At 71.2% G+C, this 18,471-nt stretch carries 14 protein-coding genes; 9 read left to right on the top strand and 5 right to left on the bottom strand.

Annotated features, from left to right (window positions below; genetic code table 11):
• Window positions 1–96: 96 nt before the first annotated feature.
• Both SSP24_RS36605 and SSP24_RS36600 read right to left on the bottom strand, forming a co-directional pair.
• A complete protein-coding gene (locus SSP24_RS36605; RefSeq protein ID WP_141314580.1) occupies window positions 97–744 on the bottom strand; it encodes a TetR/AcrR family transcriptional regulator in 648 nt (215 codons plus the stop codon).
• Between the two features lie 199 nt (window positions 745–943).
• Complete coding sequence (locus tag SSP24_RS36600) at window positions 944–1,168, bottom strand: Rv3202a family protein (RefSeq protein WP_141314578.1); 225 nt, start codon at window positions 1,166–1,168, stop codon at window positions 944–946.
• Between the two features lie 229 nt (window positions 1,169–1,397).
• Between SSP24_RS36600 and SSP24_RS36595 the strand changes: the two genes are divergently transcribed.
• The 7 genes from SSP24_RS36595 (at window position 1,398) to moeZ (ending at window position 10,784) form a co-directional block, all read left to right on the top strand.
• On the top strand, window positions 1,398–2,480 hold the full coding sequence (locus SSP24_RS36595; protein ID WP_141314576.1) for an alpha/beta fold hydrolase: 1,083 nt from the start codon (window positions 1,398–1,400) through the stop codon (window positions 2,478–2,480).
• A gap of 8 nt (window positions 2,481–2,488) precedes the next feature.
• Entirely contained in the window at window positions 2,489–4,120 is a 1,632-nt protein-coding gene (locus SSP24_RS36590; RefSeq protein ID WP_141314575.1) for a DUF3152 domain-containing protein, read from the top strand.
• A gap of 210 nt (window positions 4,121–4,330) precedes the next feature.
• Window positions 4,331–6,094, top strand: a complete 1,764-nt coding sequence (locus tag SSP24_RS36585) for a DUF3492 domain-containing protein (RefSeq protein ID WP_141314573.1) — start codon at window positions 4,331–4,333, stop codon at window positions 6,092–6,094.
• Window positions 6,091–7,284 carry a hypothetical protein gene (locus SSP24_RS36580; protein ID WP_141314571.1) on the top strand — a complete coding sequence of 398 codons (1,194 nt, stop codon included), beginning with the start codon at window positions 6,091–6,093 and terminating at the stop codon, window positions 7,282–7,284. Before SSP24_RS36585 ends, SSP24_RS36580 begins: the two co-directional genes overlap by 4 nt.
• Window positions 7,285–7,713: 429 nt before the next feature.
• Window positions 7,714–8,805, top strand: a complete 1,092-nt coding sequence (locus SSP24_RS36575) for an SDR family oxidoreductase (protein ID WP_141314569.1) — start codon at window positions 7,714–7,716, stop codon at window positions 8,803–8,805.
• Entirely contained in the window at window positions 8,793–9,542 is a 750-nt protein-coding gene (locus tag SSP24_RS36570) for a spherulation-specific family 4 protein (RefSeq protein WP_141314567.1), read from the top strand. The genes SSP24_RS36575 and SSP24_RS36570 overlap by 13 nt, the downstream gene beginning before the upstream one ends.
• A 63-nt stretch (window positions 9,543–9,605) precedes the next feature.
• Complete coding sequence (gene moeZ, locus SSP24_RS36565) at window positions 9,606–10,784, top strand: adenylyltransferase/sulfurtransferase MoeZ (RefSeq protein WP_141314565.1); 1,179 nt, start codon at window positions 9,606–9,608, stop codon at window positions 10,782–10,784.
• A 65-nt stretch (window positions 10,785–10,849) separates the two neighbouring features.
• Here moeZ and SSP24_RS36560 read toward each other — a convergent pair whose 3' ends face one another.
• The 3 genes from SSP24_RS36560 to SSP24_RS36550 form a co-directional block, all read right to left on the bottom strand.
• Window positions 10,850–12,397, bottom strand: a complete 1,548-nt coding sequence (locus SSP24_RS36560) for an alpha/beta hydrolase (protein WP_141314563.1) — start codon at window positions 12,395–12,397, stop codon at window positions 10,850–10,852.
• A 139-nt stretch (window positions 12,398–12,536) separates the two neighbouring features.
• Window positions 12,537–14,081 (bottom strand): alpha/beta hydrolase, encoded by a 1,545-nt coding sequence (locus SSP24_RS36555; RefSeq protein ID WP_141314561.1) that lies wholly within the window; start codon window positions 14,079–14,081, stop codon window positions 12,537–12,539.
• A gap of 177 nt (window positions 14,082–14,258) precedes the next feature.
• Window positions 14,259–16,982, bottom strand: coding sequence for a lysylphosphatidylglycerol synthase transmembrane domain-containing protein (locus SSP24_RS36550; protein WP_141314559.1), 2,724 nt, complete (start codon window positions 16,980–16,982; stop codon window positions 14,259–14,261).
• A gap of 186 nt (window positions 16,983–17,168) precedes the next feature.
• Between SSP24_RS36550 and SSP24_RS36545 the strand changes: the two genes are divergently transcribed.
• Window positions 17,169–17,555, top strand: coding sequence for an MGMT family protein (locus tag SSP24_RS36545; RefSeq protein WP_167529808.1), 387 nt, complete (start codon window positions 17,169–17,171; stop codon window positions 17,553–17,555).
• 257 nt (window positions 17,556–17,812) lie between these two features.
• Window positions 17,813–18,471, top strand: a 659-nt coding sequence (locus SSP24_RS36540) for a UvrD-helicase domain-containing protein (protein ID WP_141314555.1), incomplete at its 3' end; no start/stop codon positions are given.

Raw genomic sequence — 18,471 nt, 5'->3', positions numbered from 1 at the left:
CGCCGTACCCAGCACACATTAGCCCGGTGAGGGGACGCGCACCCTCCGCGCGAGAACGCCAGGAGCGAACAGCCGACGGGAACAAACGCGCAGGCGTCAGTGGTGCGACTGCTCGCTGCCGTGCAGGGGGAAGCCCGCGATGCCCCGCCAGGCCAGCGAGGTCAGCAGCTGCACCGCCTGGTCGCGCGGCACGCTGCGGTCGCTGTGCAGCCAGGAACGGGCCACCACCTGGGCGAGGCCGCCGAGCCCGGAGGCGAGCAGCATCGACTCCGCGCGCGAGAGGCCGGTGTCCTCGGCGATCACGTCACAGATCGCCTCCGCGCACTCGTTCGTGACCTTGTCGACGCGCTCGCGCACGGCGGGCTCGTTCGTCAGGTCCGATTCGAAGACGAGCCGGAAGGCGCCGCCGTCGTCCTCGACGTATGCGAAGTACGCGTCCATCGTGGCCCGTACGCGCTGCTTGTTGTCGGTCGTCGACGCGAGCGCGTTCCGCACGGCCTGGATCAGGGATTCGCAGTGCTGGTCCAGCAGGGCCAGGTAGAGGTCGAGCTTGCCCGGGAAGTGCTGGTAGAGCACCGGCTTGCTGACGCCGGCGCGCTCGGCGATGTCGTCCATCGCGGCCGCGTGATAGCCCTGGGCCACGAAGACTTCCTGGGCGGCGCCCAGCAGCTGGTTCCGGCGGGCACGGCGCGGCAGGCGCGTACCTCGCGGGCGTGCCGCCTCAGTTTGCTCGATGGCTGTCACGCCGCCTCCCAAAGTCGTCCACATGCGGGTGTGCGCCGCTCGGCCATCGTACTTTTCGGTAACCGTGCTGTGCGCGGTGCGAGCGCAGAATTTCACGGACCGGACGGCCGCGAAAGTCGCACAGAGCGTTTCAAACCACTGCAGAGCGGGCAAAAAGGGGTCTCGTTCCCGCTCAAGAGGCACCTGGTGTCGTCATGCGTCACCGATAGTCATCCTCGTCGAGGCTCACCACCCGGGCCTGTTCCGCGAGGTCACCCTCGCTGGCCCGGTCGGGCTCCACTCCGGTCAGCGAGTCGTCGCGGTCCGGCGCGATGTCCGCGTGCTGTTCGGCCGCGTCGACCTCGGGGGCCTCGACGTCGAACTCCTGGGCTTCCTCGGTCTCCTCGTCCTCGAAGGTGTCGGGATCGCTGGGGTCAACGGCCATGGTGGGCTCCCTTCCTACGAACGTCCCTGGGAGAAGCAGGGGCCACAAGCGGGTGCCCTCATTACGAGCGTAGGAGACACCCGATCCGGACGCTATCGATCCGCGTCCGGAACGTCACGCGCTGCGCATCCCGCGGGCGGGCCGTTATCCCATGGCTGTGACGGTGGTCTCCCGTGTCTGTGTCGGCGAACACATGAACCACCGCGTGATCACCTCGTAACATTGCCGCATGTCTTCGACCGAGCTGCCGTACGTGCCGACCACCAACGTGCTCCCGAAGGTGGCGCCCGTCAGGGTCGCGGAGGGCGAGCGGCTCAAGTCGGTCCGGCTGCCCGGCATCACGCTCACGGTGCGTTCGAGGCCACCCGCGCGCGAGGGACTGCCGCCCGCGCTGTACGTCCACGGCCTCGGCGGTTCCTCGCAGAACTGGTCGGCGCTGATGGAGCTGCTCGACGCGGACGTCGACTGCGAGGCCGTCGACCTGCCGGGCTTCGGCGACTCCCCACCCCCGGACGACGGCGACTACTCGGTCACCGGGCACGCGCGCGCGGTCATTCGCTACCTGGACGCCTCCGGGCGCGGCCCGGTGCATCTGCTCGGCAACTCCCTCGGCGGCGCGGTCACCACCCGCGTCGCCGCCGTTCGTCCCGACCTCGTCCGGACGCTGACCCTCGTGTCGCCGGCCCTCCCCGAGATGCGCATCCAGCGCAGCGCCGTTCCCACGGCCCTGCTGGCGCTGCCCGGAGTGGTCCAGCTCTTCACCCGGTTCACCACCGGGTGGACGGCCGAGCAGCGGGTCCGGGGCGTCCTGACGCTCTGCTACGGCGACCCCGAGCGCGTGTCGCCCGAAGGTTTTCACAACGCCGTGCAGGAGATGGAGCGGCGGCTGCAACTGCCGTACTTCTGGGACGCGATGGCACGCTCCGCGCGCGGGATCGTCAACGCGTACACCCTGGGTGGCCAGCACGGACTGTGGCGCCAGGCCGAGCGGGTGCTCGCCCCCACGCTCCTCGTCTACGGCGGCCGCGACCAGCTTGTGGGCTTCCGCATGGCCCAGAAGGCCGCCCGTACGTTCCGTGACGCGCGGCTCCTGACGCTTCCGAACGCCGGGCATGTGGCGATGATGGAGTACCCGGAGACGGTGGCGATGGCGTTTCGTGAGCTGTTGGCGGAGGCGGAGGCAGGGGCCGAAGTGAGAGCGACTGATGATGTTGCTTCCGGTGGCGTTGCCTCGGGCGGGGGCTCCTCAGGTGGGGGCTTCGCTGATGGGGGCTTCGCAGGTGGGGCCGAGTCCGCGAGCGCGGGGAGCTGAGGGGCGAGGTGGGACGCCACAGCCGCCGTGGTCCGGCACCCAAGCGTGAGACCACGGACAAGGAGCCACGCCGCCGCTCGCCCGGGCCTTCGGGGGGTCAGCGGGGTTCGGGGACGCAGGGGGTCGCGGAGGAGACGCCTGCGCGGGGGGTGCCGCGGTTGCCGGACGGCACTCCGGCGCATGGGGTGCCCCGCTTTGCCGAGGGCACTCCGGCGCAGGGGGTTCCCCGTTTCGCGGACGGGACTCCGGCGCACGGAGTCCCACGGCTGCCCGATGGCACACCGGCGCACGGATTTCCGCATCTTGCGGACGGCACTCCGGCACACGGGATGCCGCACTTTCCCGACGGTACGCCCGCGCGCGGGGTGCCGCATCTGCCCGACGGCACGCCTGCCCATGGCTTCCCGCATCTGCCCGACGGCACGCCCGCCCATGGCTTCCCGCATCTGCCCGACGGCACGCCCGCCCATGGCTTCCCGCGTCTGCCGGACGGCACCCCTGCCCACGGCTTCCCTCAGGTCCGTGGCGGTCATCCCGAGCAGCGTGAATATGGGGGCGGCTGGGGTGAGTTGAGGGCGCGCACGGTTGCGGGGACCGGCGCTCCGGCGTTTCCCCGCCAGCGACAGGCGCCCCCTGGGCCACGCCAGGACTATGGGCCACGCCAGGACTACGTCGACGCCTTCGACGAGCAGGACGACGTCTTCGTACGTCGCACTCCCGCCGCTGCCTCCACCGCACACCCCTCCGACCCGTACGCCTCCGCCACCGACTGGGACACGGAAGCCGACACGGACGACGAGGCACCCCCGACCGGCGAACCCGCGTCCCCCAAGGGCGGCAAGGGCCGTGCCTTCGCCGGTATAGCGGCCGCCGCCGTGACCACCGTGCTGGCCGTGATCGTCGCCGGGCAGGTCACGGGCCGGGGCGAGGACAGCGCCGTGGAGTCCCAGTCCGCCACCGACCAGTCCAGGGACGTCCGAGACTCCGCGTCGCGGGGGGAGGGGCGGCCCACGCCGTCCGGTACGCCGAGCGCGACTCCGCTGACGTACGAGCAGAAGATGGACCGTAGGTACCCGCTGAGCGCGACGCTCGACGGCTCGGGGAAGTTCGAGGCGATCCCCGGGATCGACAAGGCGCCGGGGGCAGGGCAGAAGTACACCTACCGCGTGGACGTGGAGCAGGGACTCGGCCTCGACGGCGAGCTCTTCGCACAGGCCGTGCAGAAGACGCTGAACGACGACCGGAGCTGGGCGCACAACGGCGGCCGTACCTTCGAACGGATCCACTCCGGGAAACCCGACTTCGTGATCACCCTCGCCAGCCCCGGCACCACCGCCGAGTGGTGCGCCAAGTCGGGCCTGGACACGACAGTCGACAATGTGTCCTGTGACTCCGCCGCCACCGAGCGCGTGATGATCAACGCCTATCGCTGGGCGCAGGGTTCGGAGACATACGGCGACAAGATCCACGCCTACCGGCAGATGCTGATCAACCACGAGATCGGCCACCGCCTCGGCTACTCCCACGTCACCTGCGACAAGGCCGGCGAACTGGCGCCCGTCATGCAGCAGCAGACGAAGTTCCTGGAGTACGACGGCATCCGCTGCAAGGCCAACCCCTGGCCGTATCCGACGAGTTGATCCCGCTTTCTGCGGTATGACGATCCGTACGCGCGTGATCTCCTAGCGCGACGGAACGCGTCCCGCACGGGAAAGTTACGACCGTTCACCCCTTTTGGTGGCGCGACGGACAACCGTCCGTCGCGCCACCGGCTTGTCCGCATACGTTCTTTCCCGCTGCGAGCCGTCGACCAACGGCGGCTCCCCTTAAGGAAGATCGGGGGTGCAATCGTGCGCATAGGAATCCTCACGGAGGGTGGCTATCCGTACGTGAGCGGTGACGCCAGTCCCTGGTGCGACCGGCTCGTGCGCGGGCTCGCGCAGCATGAGTTCGACGTCTACGCGCTCAGCCGCAGCGAGCGCCACGAGGACGAGGGCTGGCTCCCGCTGCCGTCCCAGGTCCGCCGGGTCCGTACCGCACCGCTGTGGGCGGCGGAGGACGACGGGGTCGCGTACGGCCGCCGCGCGCGCCGGCGGTTCGCCGAGTGCTATGGGGAGCTGGCGGCCGTACTGTGCGCCGGGGTGGCCCCTGAAGGGGGCCGGCTCTCCGAAGGGTCGGACGAATCTTCCGCTCGGGCGGGCGCATCCTCGGCCACTGCGGTGGACGAACCTTCGGCCACTCTGGCGGACCGTTTCGCCAGTGCCCTCTACGGGCTTGCCGAACTCGCCCGCGAGGAGGGCGGACTGGTGGGCGCACTGCGCTCCGAGACCGCCGTACGCGCCCTGGAGCGCGCCTGTCGTGCGCCGGGCGCCCTCCGTACGGCGCACGAGGCGCGCGTGCCCGATCTCCTCACCGTCGCCGCGCACCTGGAACACGCCCTGCGCCCCCTCTCGCTCGACTGGTACGAGGACGACGGGCTCGGCTCGGTCGACCTGTGCCACGCGGCATCGGGCGGCGCGGCGGCCCTGCCCGGCCTGCTGGCCCGGCACTTCACCGGCGTGCCCCTCCTGGTCACCGAGTACGGGGTGCGGCTGCGCACGCACTACCTCGCCGCCACCGACTCCTCGCCCGCCGTACGGTCCCTGCTCGCCGCCTTCCACGGCAGGCTCGCCGCGGAGATCTACCGACAGGCCGCGTACATCACGCCCGGCAACGCACACGCCCGCCGCTGGCAGGAGCGCTGCGGCGCCGACCGTACGAAGCTGCGGACGGTGTATCCCGGCATGGACGCGGGCCCGTTCGCCGAGGTGGGGGAGTCCCCGGAGCGCGCGGCTCCCGACACCCTGGTCTGGGTCGGCCGTGTCGAACCGGCCAAGGACCTGATCTCGCTCCTCCACGCCTTCGCGGAGATCCACAAGGACGAACCAGGCACCCGCCTGCGCATCGTCGGCGCCCCCGCCGGCCCCGAAGGCACCGCGTACCTCACCCACTGCAAGGCGCTCGCCGCCCAGCTCTTCCCCGACGAGGCCGACGGCCCGCACGCGGTCGGCGACAACCCCGTCTCCTTCGAGGAGATCGGCGGCCCGGAGACCCCGACCCTCGCCGACGCCTACGCGTCCGGCGCCGTGATCGTCCTGTCCAGCGTCGTCGAAGGCTTCCCGATCAGCCTGGCCGAGGCCATGTTCTGCGGCCGGGCGACGGTGTCGACCGACGTCGGCGCGGTGGTGGAGGTCATCGGCGGTACGGGGCTCGTGGTGCCCCCGCGCAACCCCCGGGCGCTAGCCGAGGCGTGCATGGCGCTGCTGCGCGACCCCGAGCGCCGTGAGCGCCTGGGCGCCGCCGCGCGTGCCCGCGCCCTCGAACTGTTCACCGTCGAGCAGAACGTCGCGGCATTTCACGGCATTTACCTGGAGATCGTCTCGCACTGCCCCGTCCGCCGCGCAGTGCTCGACGACACCGGCGACCCCCTCCCCTTCGCCGTCCCCGCCGAGGCCCACGTCCCCGGCCGCTGGACCGCCGCCGCGAGCCGCATGGTGGCCCGCGGCGGCCCCGGCTGGGCGGCAGGCCCACCCGTACCCGCCACGCGCGTCCCCGCGGCGGAGGCAGCCCGATGACCGACGTACACCAACGCGACCTCCCCGGCGCACCGAGCAGCCCCGGCGCATGGGACGGCGTCACGACGGAGCCGCCGGCCGATTCCGCTCCCCAGCGCACCCCGCGCCGCGGCCCCGCGGACCCGGTGAAGGCCCTGATGCACCGCCACCGCGACCTGTGCGAACGCGCGGTGGACCCCCTGGAGATCGCCGCGGGCCTGGAGGCCCACGGCATCACCGACCGCACCGCCGCCCGCTTCCGCCACAAGGACGTCTTCTCCCTGGCGGAGGAGATGTACGCCCGGATCCCCCACGACAACGACACCCCCCACACCCCCACACCCCCAACCACCTCCCGCCCCCACACCACTTGGCTCCTGCGCACCCTCCTCCCCGGCACCACCTGCGCCGCAACCGTGGCCGCCCTCCACCTCACCCACGGCCGGCCCCGCCTCCTCGCGGCCACCGCAGGCACCCTGGCCGTCACCCTCTCCCTACGCGCGGCCCTGACCCGGGGCCCACTCAGCGCACAGCGTTCCGGACCCCCCGGCACCCTCATCTGGACCTGCTGGCTCCTCGCCTACGCCGCCCTGGGCGACGGCCTCCTCATGGCAGCCGCGTCCGGAGGCCCCGAGGCCCTCCCGACCACGGCGCCGAACGCCCCCTGGCCCCTCACCACGGCCCCCCTCCTCACCCTCACCATCTCCTGCGCCCCCGCGGCATGGCTGGCCCACCACTTCGCCACAAGGGCCCGCAACAAACTGACGACAAGCCGAGCGCTGGAGGACTTCGCCACATCAGTACGCCCCCTCCTCCTGGGCACAGTCGGCTTGTTCCTGGCGACCGTGGCAGCCCTCCTTCCCCTGACCGCCGTCCTTGTCGACGAACCCGCCCCGTACCCCCAAACGCTCACGCTCACGGCCCACCTCTTCCTGGCCCGCCTCCTCGCCATCCACGGCTTCACGCACGCCCCCGCCGTTATCCTCACGGCAACAGCCACAGCCCAGGCCACAGCCCTGGTCACCCTCTTCGCGGCCCGCCTCCCGCACTGCGCCTTCCTGGCCACCCCCGTCGAAACCCTGATCGACACCTGGGGCCCCGGCACGATCCCCACTCTGACCTGCGGAACAGCGGCCCTCGCCCTCCTGATCCACGCCACCCGCAAACTGCCCCGCGCCTCGGCGCACGCCAGAACGGCAACGCGATGGTGAGCCGAGCCACCCCCGTACGGATGGCCGCGTACGGCGGGAAGGGGCCGTGTCGGGGGGTGTCCGCTCGCAGCGGTTGGCGCGTCAACACGGGCGAGTTGGTAAGAGACCGAGTCGCGCCGTTCCGAGGACGGACACCCCCCGGCGCGGCCCCGCTCCACTCACCGCACCGCAGGCGCTACACGCACCCCCACAACCCGCACGGGCCGCCGCAGGCATAACGCCACGGGCCCGAGCCGACGAAACGCACCGGCACCACGGGCCCGCGAGGCCCCGCACCACACGTGGCCGCACCCGCCAAGGCGCCGCAGGCCACCGCACCACACGCGCCCGCGCCCCCCAAGGCGCCGCAGGCCACCGCACCACCCCTTCTGAAGGAGACCTCCAAATGACAACCTCCCGACCCGCCACCCCGGCCCCGGGAGCCGCCCGATGAGAGTCCTACTGATCGGAGCCAACGGCTACTTGGGCCGCTTCGTCGCCGACCGCCTCCTCGCCGACCCCGCGGTCCAACTCACCGCCCTCGGCCGCGGCGACGACGCCGACGTCCGCTTCGACCTCGCCTCCGGCAGCCCCGGCGCCCTCACCCGCTTCCTCGATGCCGTCCACCCCGGCGTCGTCATCAACTGCGCCGGCACCACCCGAGGCGGCGCCCGTGAACTCACCCGCCACAACACCGTCGCCGTGGCCACCGTCTGCGAGGCCCTCCGCCGCAGCGGCTGCGGCGCCCGCCTCGTCCAGATCGGCTGCGCCGCCGAGTACGGCCCCAGCCAGCCCGGCTCCTCCACGGCCGAGGACGCCGTCCCCCGCCCCGGCGGCCCCTACGGCGTCAGCAAACTCGCCGCCACCGAACTCGTCCTCGGCTCCGGCCTGGACGCGGTCGTACTCCGCGTCTTCTCCCCGGCGGGCCCCGGCACCCCCGCAGGCTCCCCCCTCGGCCGCCTCGCCGAGGCCATGCGCCGCGCCATGCAGACCGGCGACGGCGAACTCAAACTCGGCGGCCTCGGCGCCCAACGCGACTTCGTCGACGTACGCGACGTGGCCCGCGCCGTGCACGCCGCCTCGCTCTCCGCCGCCCAGGGCGTCATCAACATCGGCTCCGGCCGCGCCGTCCGGCTCCGCGACGCCGCAGCGATCCTCGCCCGCGTGGCGGGCTACGGCGGCGCCCTCCACGAACTGGACGGCCCCCCGGGCGCCCTGCGCGGCCCCTCCATCGGCCACCCCCGCCCTGAACTCCTGGCCCACCCGCGCACAACGGACCCCCTGGGCCACCGCACCGACTCGGACCACGCACCTCACGGAGCCCACAGCACCCAGGGATCCCAGGGCGCGCATTCCCCGCACCCACCGCATGCCGCACACTCCATGCACACCAGCAGCGCCGCCTACCCCTACCCGGACGGCTGCGGCAGCTGGCAGCAGGCCGATGTCCGCACCGCCCGCGACCGCCTCGGCTGGCGCCCCCGCATCAACCTCGAGGAGTCCCTCGCCGACATCTGGATGGAGGCGGCATGCCGTATCTGATCAGGACGAAAGCGAGAGCGGCCGACACGGACGTCCGCACCGGCTTAGGTGTTCCCGGCCCAGCCCACCCCCTCCTCGCCCCCACCGAGTGGGCCGAGCTCACCCGCCGCGGCGCCGCCCTGCACTGGGTTGTCCTGAACATCGCCGACGGCCCCGGCGCCCTCCCCGATCCGCACTGCCTGGAGGCGGCCGGCCGACTCCGCAACGCCGGCGTCCGTGTCCTCGGCCACCTCGACGTCCGGTACGGAGCCCGCGGCTTCGGTGAGACGATCGTGGACGCCCGCCGGTATCTCGACTGGTACCAGGTCGACGGCTTCCTCCTGGACCGCTGCCCGGCCGACCGCGCCACGCTCCCCGAGATCCACCGCACCGCCACCACCCTGCGGGCCCTGCGTGACGATGCCCACATAGTCCTCGGCCATGGCACCCACCCGTACCCCGGCTATGCCGAGTGCGCCGACCAGTTGGTCACCTTCCGCGGCCCCTGGAGCGACTACCGCTGGTCGCAGGCGGCCGAGTGGACCGCCGACCACGGGCCCGAGCGTTTCTGTCACTTCGTGCACGGAGTGCCCCGCGGCCATCTGGACGAGGCGCTGCGCATCGCCCGCTGGCAAGGCGCCGCAACTATCTACTTCACCGACCGCGCGGACCGCGGCGGCCGCACGGACCCCTGGGAGACCATGCCCGGCTACTGGGACGAAATCGTCTCGCGTGTCGGGACAGGTGTCTCGGAATGAAAAAGGCCGTGGCAGTGTTACGGAGAGAACAACCGTAGTGATTGACCGACCAACGGAGTCCCCGTGTCGCTGCCACCCCTGGTCGAGCCGGCCCCCGAGCTCACCGTAGACGAGGTCCGCAGGTACTCCCGCCACCTGATCATCCCCGACGTCGGGATGGACGGGCAGAAGCGGCTGAAGAACGCCAAGGTGCTCTGTGTCGGCGCCGGTGGCCTGGGCTCGCCGGCCCTGATGTACCTGGCCGCGGCGGGCGTCGGCACCCTCGGCATCGTGGAGTTCGACGAGGTCGACGAGTCCAACCTGCAGCGCCAGATCATTCACAGCCAGGCGGACATCGGCCGCTCCAAGGCCGAGTCGGCCCGCGACAGCGTGCTCGGCATCAACCCGTACGTGAACGTTGTCCTGCACGAAGAGCGGCTCGAGGCCGACAACGTGATGGACATCTTCAGCCAGTACGACCTGATCGTCGACGGCACGGACAACTTCGCGACCCGCTACCTGGTCAACGACGCCTGCGTGCTGCTGAACAAGCCGTACGTCTGGGGCTCGATCTACCGCTTCGACGGCCAGGCCTCCGTGTTCTGGTCCGAGCACGGCCCCTGCTACCGCTGCCTCTACCCGGAGCCCCCGCCCCCCGGCATGGTCCCCTCCTGCGCCGAGGGCGGCGTGCTCGGCGTGCTGTGCGCGTCCATCGGCTCCATCCAGGTCACCGAGGCCATCAAGGTTCTCACCGGCACGGGCGAACCGCTGGTCGGCCGCCTGATGATCTACGACGCCCTGGAGATGCAGTACCGCCAGGTGAAGGTCCGCAAGGACCCCAACTGCGCCGTCTGCGGCGAGAACCCCACCGTCACCGAGCTCATCGACTACGAGGCCTTCTGCGGCGTCGTCTCCGAGGAGGCCCAGGCGGCGGCCGCCGACTCGACGATCACTCCCAAGCAGCTCAAGGAGTGGATCGACGACGGCGAGAACATCGACATCATCGACGTCCGCGAGATCAACGAGTACGAGATCGTCTCCATCCCGGGCGCCAGGCTGATCCCGAAGAACGAGTTCCTCATGGGCACCGCCCTGGAGACCCTCCCGCAGGACAAGAAGATCGTCTTGCACTGCAAGACGGGTGTCCGCAGTGCGGAAGTCCTTGCGGTCCTGAAGTCCGCGGGCTTCTCCGACGCCGTCCACGTCGGCGGCGGCGTCATCGGCTGGGTCAACCAGATCGAGCCCCACAAGCCGGTCTACTGATCCGGCCCGGCTTCCCGTCCGGCGGGGGCTTCGCGTACCAAGGGTGCGCGGAGCCCCCGCCGGCGTCATGAGCAGACCTTGCCGTCCTTCGGCACCGTGCCGTTCAGCACGTAGGCGTTGATCGTGGAGTCGACGCAGTCGCTCCCGCTCCCGTAGGCACCGTGCCCGTCGCCCTTCCAGGTGAGCATCACGCCGACGCTCTTGCCCAGCTCGTCCGCCATCCTGCGGGCGCCCTCGTACGGTGTCGCCGGGTCGCCGGTGTTGCCCACCACGAGGATCGGTGCCGCGCCCGGGGCGCTCACCTCCGGGGTGTCGAACTGCCCGGCCACCGGCCACTCGTGGCACCAACCCGCCGTGTCCCAGCCGAGGAAGGGCCCGAACACCGGCGAGATCTCCTCGAACTCCGGCAGCAGCCTCTTCGCCTCCTCGGGCGTGGGCCGCTGCTTGTCGTCCAAGCACGATATGACCCGTTGTGAGTGGGTCGTCGTGGTGTAGCGGCCCGAGGCGTCGCGTTCGTTGTAGAGGTCGGCGAGTGCCAGCAGCGCGGAGCCGTCACCCTTTTCGGCGGCTTCCAGGGCGCTGGTGAGAGTGGGCCAGCTCGACTTGCTGTACAGCGGCAGGATGATGCCGGTGAAGGCGAGGGTCTGGGTCAGCTTCCGCTCGCTCGACGTCGGCAGTGGCTCCGCGTCGATCCGCTGCAGCAGGTCCGCGATCTTCCGGGAGCCCTGCTCCGGGTCCTGGCCGGTCGACTTCAGGTAGTCGTTGAGCGCGCGTTGGAAGCCCAGCGTCTGGTTCTTGGCGTGGCCCACCGCGTCGGCGCTCGGGTCGACGACCGCGTCGAGGACCAGCCGCCCCACGTTCTTCGGGAACAGATGGGCGTAGACACCGCCGAGTTCGGTGCCGTACGAGATGCCGAAGTAGTGCATCTTCGAGTCGCCGAGGACGTGCCGCATCAGGTCCATGTCGCGGGCGGTGTCGGTGGTCGACACATGCGCCAGCAGCTTCCCGGCGGACTCCTCGCAACCCTTGCCGAAATCGGCGGCGTCCCGGAAGTACGCCGTCTCCTCGGCCGATGTGTCCGGGCTGACGTCCACCGTCTCGGCGGCCTGGATCTCCTTGTCGCTGCGGCAGCGGACGCCCTCACTGGCGCCCACCCCGCGCGGATCCCAGCTCACGAGGTCGTACCGCTCATGGAGGACCGAAGCGGTGGAGGCGTACGCCGGCAGTGTCGACACTCCCGAGCCGCCGGGCCCGCCGAAGTTGAACAGCAGTGAGCCGATGCGGTCGTCCCCGTCGGCCTCGGAGCGAATCAGGGCCAGGTCGATCGTCCTGCCCTCCGGTTTCGCCCAGTCCAGCGGCACCTTCAACGTCGCGCACTGCCACTCGTCACCCGGTGCAGGGGCGTCGTCGGTGGCCTCGCATGCGCCCCAGTCGAGTTTCTGGCCGGTGAGAGAGGCGGGCAGTGCCGACGCTGACCCGCCGGAGGATTCGGCCGTGGGCGGGGCGGACGTCCCCTTGCCGTTGTCGGACGAGTCGTCGGACGAGCCGCCGCAACCCGCCGCCAGTAGTCCGGCGGCGACGGTCACGGCCGTCCACCGTACGAAGCGTGCCATGGCCACAATCCCCCCTCTCACGCCGTCCGCGCTCGATCGCGAACTGCTGTCCCGCCATGGTAGGCCGATCAAGCCGAAGCCGTCGGAGCCTGTGGATAACCTTCTGACCTGCGCGTTTGCTGCCGGATGGGGCTTCTCGTCACGAGCAGACCGTCCCAGCCGCCGGCATCCGCCCGTCCAGCAGATAGCCGTTCACCGCTGTCTGCACGCACTTGTTCTTGCTGTCGTACGCGCCATGCCCCTGCCCCTTGTACGTCAGCTCCACGCCGACTCCCTTGCCCAGCGCCTGGACCATCCTGCGCGCACCCTCGTACGGCGTGGCCGGGTCGCCGGTGTTGCCCACCACGAGGATCGGCGCCGAACCGGGCGCGCTCACATCAGGATGGTCGGCGGCTCCGGGCACGGCCCAGTCGGTACAGCTGATCATGCTCCAGGCCAGGTACTCGCCGAACAGCGGCGAGGCGGCCCGGAACTCGGGCAGCTTCCGTTGCACGTACTCGGTGGTGTACCGCGGCTTGTCGTCGGCGCAGTTGATGGAGACGTTGGCCGCGGTCAGGTTGCTGTACTCGCCGTTCTGGTTGCGGCCGTTCAGCGAGTCGGACAGCAGCATCAGGATCTGGCCGTTGCCGTCGTACGCCTGTTCAAGGCCCTCGGTGAGGTACTCCCAGAAGTCCTGCGAGTACAGCGCCTGGGCGATGCCGCTGGTTGCGGCGGTCTGGGTCAGCTCGCGGGGGAAGATGCCGGGGATCGGTTTGCGGTCCAGGTCCCTGAGCAGCTTCGCGATGCGGTTCTTGACGTCCTGCGCGCTGTCCCCGACGGGGCAGTCCTCCACCTGCGACACACAGTGCTGCGCGTAGTTGTCGAGCGCGAGCTGGAAACCCTTGGCCTGACCGAGCGAGCCCTGTTCGGGGTTCAGCGTGGGGTCGACGACCGCGTCGAACACCGCCCGGCCGACGTTCTTCGGGAACAGGTGGGCGTAGACGCCGCCGAGTTCGGTGCCGTAGGAGATGCCGAAGTAGTGCAGCTTGTCGTCGCCGAGCACCTGGCGCATGAGGTCCATGTCGCGGGCCGCGTCGGTGGTCCGCACATTCGGCAGCATCCTCTCGGAGTTCTCCTCGCAGGCCGCGTTGAACTCCTTGACGTTGTCGACGTACTCGGTGCGCTCGCGGGCGTCGTCGGGTGTGGCGTCCTGCTGGAAGTAGGCGTCGAGTTGCTGGTCGTTCTCGCAGCGCACTCCGGCGCTGCGGCCGACCCCGCGCGGGTCGAAGCTCACCAGGTCGTAGCGGGTGCGCAGCTTGGCGTAGTCCGCGCCGAACGCGGGCAGCGTGGTGACGCCGGAGCCGCCGGGCCCGCCGAAGTTGAAGATGAGCGAGCCGATGCGCTGGCTCGCCTCGCCGCTCGCCCTCGCCCGGATCAGCGCGATGTCGATGGTGTCGCCCTTGGGGTCGTCCCAGTCGAGCGGCGCCTTCATGCTCGCGCACTGCCACTCGGCGCCGCCCGGCAGGGGAGACGGCGCGTCACCGCCGCCCTGCGCCTGGGAGGGCGCCGGGCAGTCCTCCCAGCTCAGCTTCTGGGCCGTCAGGTCCTCGTCCTTGGAGTCGTCGCCGCACCCAGCCAGCACGGCGGACAGCAGCACGGCGGTGACAGTCAGGGCGGCCGTGCGCAGACGGGAAGGATTCGGCATGGATCCATCCTGCGCCCGCAGAGGCCGGGGCGCTCGGGGCGCGGGCCGTACGAGGTAGGTGGGCGTGGTGTGGCTTGGGTGACTTGGGGCTATGCGCGCGTGGTGTGGCTTGCGGGACGTGGGTACGCGCGCGTGCCTAGGCATGCGGGGTCCCCACGCGTAGCCCGCCCCGGTCCCCTACAGCGCACCCTTCCGCGTCAGATGGTTGAACGCCAGCCAGCCCGGCAGCACCGGCAGCCACAGCGTCAGCAGTCGGAACAGCAGTACGGCGGGGGCGGCGACCTCGCTGGGCAGGCCGACGGCGATCAGACCGACGGTCAGGGTCGCCTCGACGGCGCCCACACCGCCCGGCGTCGGAGCGGCCGAGCCGAGCGCGTTGCCCGCGAGGAAGACCACAGCCACGCTGGCGATGCTGATCGAGGTCGTCTCGTCGCCGAACGCGCGGATCGAGGCGTCCAGGCACATCACGAAGCACGCGGTGAGCAGCAGCATCCCGCCGATGCCGGTGATCAGCTTCTGCGGCCGCTGGAGCACGTCGAGCATGCGCGGCACGACACCCGCGAACAGCGACCGCACGCGCGTGGAGACGAATTTCCGCAGGAACGGCACCGAGGTCACCACGAGCACCAGCACCGCCACCGTCAGCAGACCCGCGATGACCGTCCGGGACGGCGACAGGGACGGGGTCTTCTCGGTACCGGTCAGATAACCGAACGCCAGCAGCATCAGGATGTGGCAGCCGAGCCCGAACAACTGAGACGCGCCGACGCTGGCCACCGCGAGCCCGGGCCGCACGCCCGAGCGCTGCAGGAAGCGCGTGTTGAGCGCGACACCGCCCACCGCGGCCGGCGCCACAATCTTCACGAACGACCCGGCGACCTGCGCCGCCACGGTCCGCGGGAACGGCACCCGCTCGGGCACGAAGCCCAGCAGCGCCATCGCGGCGGCCACATAGCTCAGCGCCGAGAACAGCACGGCGGCGATGAGCCAGCCCCACTCGGCGTTGGCCACCAGCGGCCCGAACTCGATGTGCGTGAGCTGGGTGAGCAGGAAGTACGCGCCGATCGCACCGGCGATGAAACTGATCAGCGTGCGCGGCCGCACCCGCTCCAGACGGGCCGGCTCGACCGGCGCCTGTGGCCGGATCCGCAGCACCTCGTGCCGGATCTGCGTGAGCAGATCTTCCTCGCGTGCCTCGTCCAGAGCCTCGTCGATGGCCCGTTTCTCGGCCCTGTTCTGCGCGCGTACGGCCTTCTTGTCGGGCTTTTCGAGTACGACCACGGCGTCGCCCCCGGCCGCCTCCACACGGGCCAGCTTGGCCTGCCGGGACGCATCCAGCACCGCCTCGCGTTCGCGCTCCGCCCGCTCCCGCGCCAGCCGCCGCAGTGTCGCGCGCGTGGTGCGGGTCAGCGCGATGGGCTGGAGCATCGGCAGACAGTCGGCCACCGCGTCGGGGCCGAGCACCTCGACGGCGGAGGCCACCGCGCGCTGGGCGCCGACCCGCAGGGCGAGCGTCGTCATCAGTTGCGCGACGTCCATGCGCAGCAGCAGATCACCGGCCGCGATCTCGCCGCCGCGCAGGTCGGTGAGGATCACCGTGCCGGAACGATCCACCAGAATCGCGTCACCCGCCAGCCTGCGGTGCGCGATGCGCCGCGACTGCAACGCCCGCACCTGGTGCCAGGTGTTGCGCAGCAGTTCGTCGGTGATCTCCTCGTCGGGCAGGGAGTCGAGGGTGCGGCCGCCGGTGTGCTCGTAGACGAGCATCACGGCGTCGGGGCCGAGTTCGGAGGTGGCGATCAGCTTGGGCGCGTTGGCGCCCGCCGCGATCGCCGCGTACGCCAGCAGCGCCTCCTGCTCCAGGGCCTGCCGCAGCGACTGCAGGCTGCGCCGGGTGGCGAAGCCGCGCAGGGTCAGGTTGCGCCATACCCGGTAGAAGAAGCCCTGCGCCTGCTGCTCCCGGTCGACGACCGTGACGTCCAGCGGTGGGCCGTTCTCCAGGGTGACGAAGTAGCGCCGGCCCCGGTCGCCGACGTCCGCGGCGTCCAGCGTGTCCTCGCGGGCCGCGCTCACCGGGTGGAAGCCGACGGTCCGCAGGCCCGCCATCAGCGTCCGGCCCGTCGGGCGGACGTTGGGCGAGCCGACGGCGTACAGCGTGCCGTAGGCCACGGTCCAGCCGATCAGCACGGTCAGGATGATCGAGAACGGCGTCGTGTAGCCGGTGACGAGCATCGAGAAGGCGTCGAGGAGCAGCACGATCCACAGCACCGCGCGCCAGCGGGGTCTGCGGGACATGCCGACCGCCGTCATGTACGCGATGACCGGGGCCAGGTAGCCGTGCACCGGGTCGGTCAGGGCGTTGATGTCACCGGGGGAGGGCTGGGTGAGCGCATCCTGGATCGAGTCGGGGGCGGCCCGGGCGACCCACAGGTCGGTGGCGAGCGTCACTCCGTGGGCGAGGACGGCGGCGAGTACGCCGTCGGCGATGCGTAGCCCGTCCCGTTTGATCAGCCGCTCGATCGCGAACGCGACCGGCACCAGCAGGATCGCGATGCTGGACGCCAGCCCGGCGATCTTGATGAGCAGGTCGGGCGCCTGTCCGGTGCCCTTGTTGATGTCCTGTTCGAGTCCCGAGGTGGTGCCGTGCGCGAACGCAGCGATGGCGAGCAGTACGGCGATGGCGAGCATGCCCACCAGGAGCCGCATCAGGTCGGAGGGCCGGTGCACGCGCGCGGGGAGGAGCGGCTCGTCGCCCTCGACCTCGTCGGTGTGGGGCTCGCCGGAGTCACTGCCGGTGCCGCGTCCGGTCGTGCTGCCGGAGTCGTTGCCGGCGGTGTGCGGGCGCGACGAGGCATCAGGGGCGCTCTCCGCGTCCTCGGGGTGCACACCCTGCTGCTTCATCGTCTCTTCTTGATCTCGTATCACCAGTCACCGCCCGCACGATGGTGGCATGCTCCACCGACACACGGGGGCATGAGGGTGCAAATGCGGGGGCGCACAGTCTGCCCGAAGCGCTGCCCCAGGGCGAGGGTTACGCACAGTGGCGAGCGCGTCGCATTGTCGGAGGCGTGCGGCAGGATGGGGCGAATGAGCGAGGACAGGCTTCCTGGGGACGACCGCCCGGAGTACACGCAGGACCTGCCGGAGTACGCCGAGCGGGTCCTGGAGGTCGCCGAACTGATCCCGGCCGGGCGGGTCATGACGTACGGCGACGTCGCCGAGTGGCTGGAGGAGGGCGGCCCTCGCCAGGTCGGCCGCGTGATGTCGCTCTACGGAGGTGCCGTTGCGTGGTGGCGCGTCGTACGCGCGGACGGTGTCCTGCTCCCGGGGCACGAGCTGGAGGCGCTCGGCCACTACCGCGCGGAGGGCACGCCCCTTAAGGAGGCGGCTCGGACGGCCGAGGGGCACCTGCCGCGCGTCGACATGAGACGCGCGCGGTGGGACGGCGGCGAACACCCGGAGGCTCACACCTGACAGCTTCCGCCATTGGACGCGTCCGCGGGTGACGCTTGATCCGTACGGGGGAAACAGGGCACATCTGTGGCATGACGTACGTTCGTGGTGCAAGGGACATGCGGGTCCTGTGCGCCGGATGGGAAGAAGCGGAAGCCCTGCTTCCGTCCTGCCCGTCGGCGTAGCGTCGGCTGCACGTGTCCCCCTCACCCCGCAACCACCGCCGTCCACGCAGGGCGGTAGCCCCACCAGCACACCCACCAGGACCGGCGAACCACGTGAGCTCCTCTTCCTCCACCAGGCGCCTGTCGCACCACCCGGTGCGACAGGGGAACCGTGGCGCTTACCGACTGGTGCGTACCCCACCGGCCCGTTTGGATCCCCCTCGGTTGGACGCGGCACAGCGCGCGGTGGTTGACCACGAGGCCGGTCCGCTGCTCGTCCTCGCCGGCCCGGGGACCGGCAAGACCACCACCCTGGTGGAGTCCGTCGCGGCCCGCATCGCGCGCGGAGGGGACCCGGAGCGGATCCTGGTGCTGACGTTCAGCCGCAAGGCGGCCGTCGAACTGCGCGACCGTATGGCGCTGCGCATGGGGGCGGCGCGCGCGCCCCAGGCGACCACCTTCCACTCGTACTGCTACGCCCTGGTCCGCGCCCACCAGGACAGCGACCTGTTCGCCGAACCGCTGCGGCTGCTGTCCGGCCCCGAGCAGGACGTCGCCGTCCGCGAGCTGCTCGCGGGCCAGCCCGACCTGGAGCGGCTCGGCCTCGCGCACGTGCGCTGGCCGGACGAGCTGCGCGCCTGCCTGACCACCCGCGGCTTCGCCGACGAGGTCCGCGCGGTGCTCGCCCGCAGCCGTGAGCTGGGCCTCGGCCCAGGCGCCCTGGACGCCTTCGCCCGCCGTATCGGCCGCCCCGACTGGCGGGCCGCGGCCGC

The sequence above is a fragment of the Streptomyces spinoverrucosus genome (assembly GCF_006539505.1).
Taxonomy (GTDB): domain Bacteria; phylum Actinomycetota; class Actinomycetes; order Streptomycetales; family Streptomycetaceae; genus Streptomyces; species Streptomyces spinoverrucosus.
The sequence above is the reverse complement of the archived record's forward strand: the minus strand, read 5'-3'. Positions and strand labels throughout refer to the sequence as shown.

What these genes read in the sequence shown, in the direction of transcription:
- SSP24_RS36555 (WP_141314561.1), bottom strand. Translation starts at nt 14,081, where the DNA reads ATGCCGAATCCTTCCCGTCTGCGCACGGCCGCCCTGACTGTCACCGCC.
- SSP24_RS36570 (WP_141314567.1), top strand. Translation starts at nt 8,793, where the DNA reads ATGCCGTATCTGATCAGGACGAAAGCGAGAGCGGCCGACACGGACGTC.
- SSP24_RS36600 (WP_141314578.1), bottom strand. Translation starts at nt 1,168, where the DNA reads ATGGCCGTTGACCCCAGCGATCCCGACACCTTCGAGGACGAGGAGACC.
- SSP24_RS36560 (WP_141314563.1), bottom strand. Translation starts at nt 12,397, where the DNA reads ATGGCACGCTTCGTACGGTGGACGGCCGTGACCGTCGCCGCCGGACTA.
- SSP24_RS36580 (WP_141314571.1), top strand. Translation starts at nt 6,091, where the DNA reads ATGACCGACGTACACCAACGCGACCTCCCCGGCGCACCGAGCAGCCCC.
- SSP24_RS36550 (WP_141314559.1), bottom strand. Translation starts at nt 16,982, where the DNA reads ATGAAGCAGCAGGGTGTGCACCCCGAGGACGCGGAGAGCGCCCCTGAT.
- SSP24_RS36595 (WP_141314576.1), top strand. Translation starts at nt 1,398, where the DNA reads ATGTCTTCGACCGAGCTGCCGTACGTGCCGACCACCAACGTGCTCCCG.
- SSP24_RS36575 (WP_141314569.1), top strand. Translation starts at nt 7,714, where the DNA reads ATGAGAGTCCTACTGATCGGAGCCAACGGCTACTTGGGCCGCTTCGTC.
- SSP24_RS36545 (WP_167529808.1), top strand. Translation starts at nt 17,169, where the DNA reads ATGAGCGAGGACAGGCTTCCTGGGGACGACCGCCCGGAGTACACGCAG.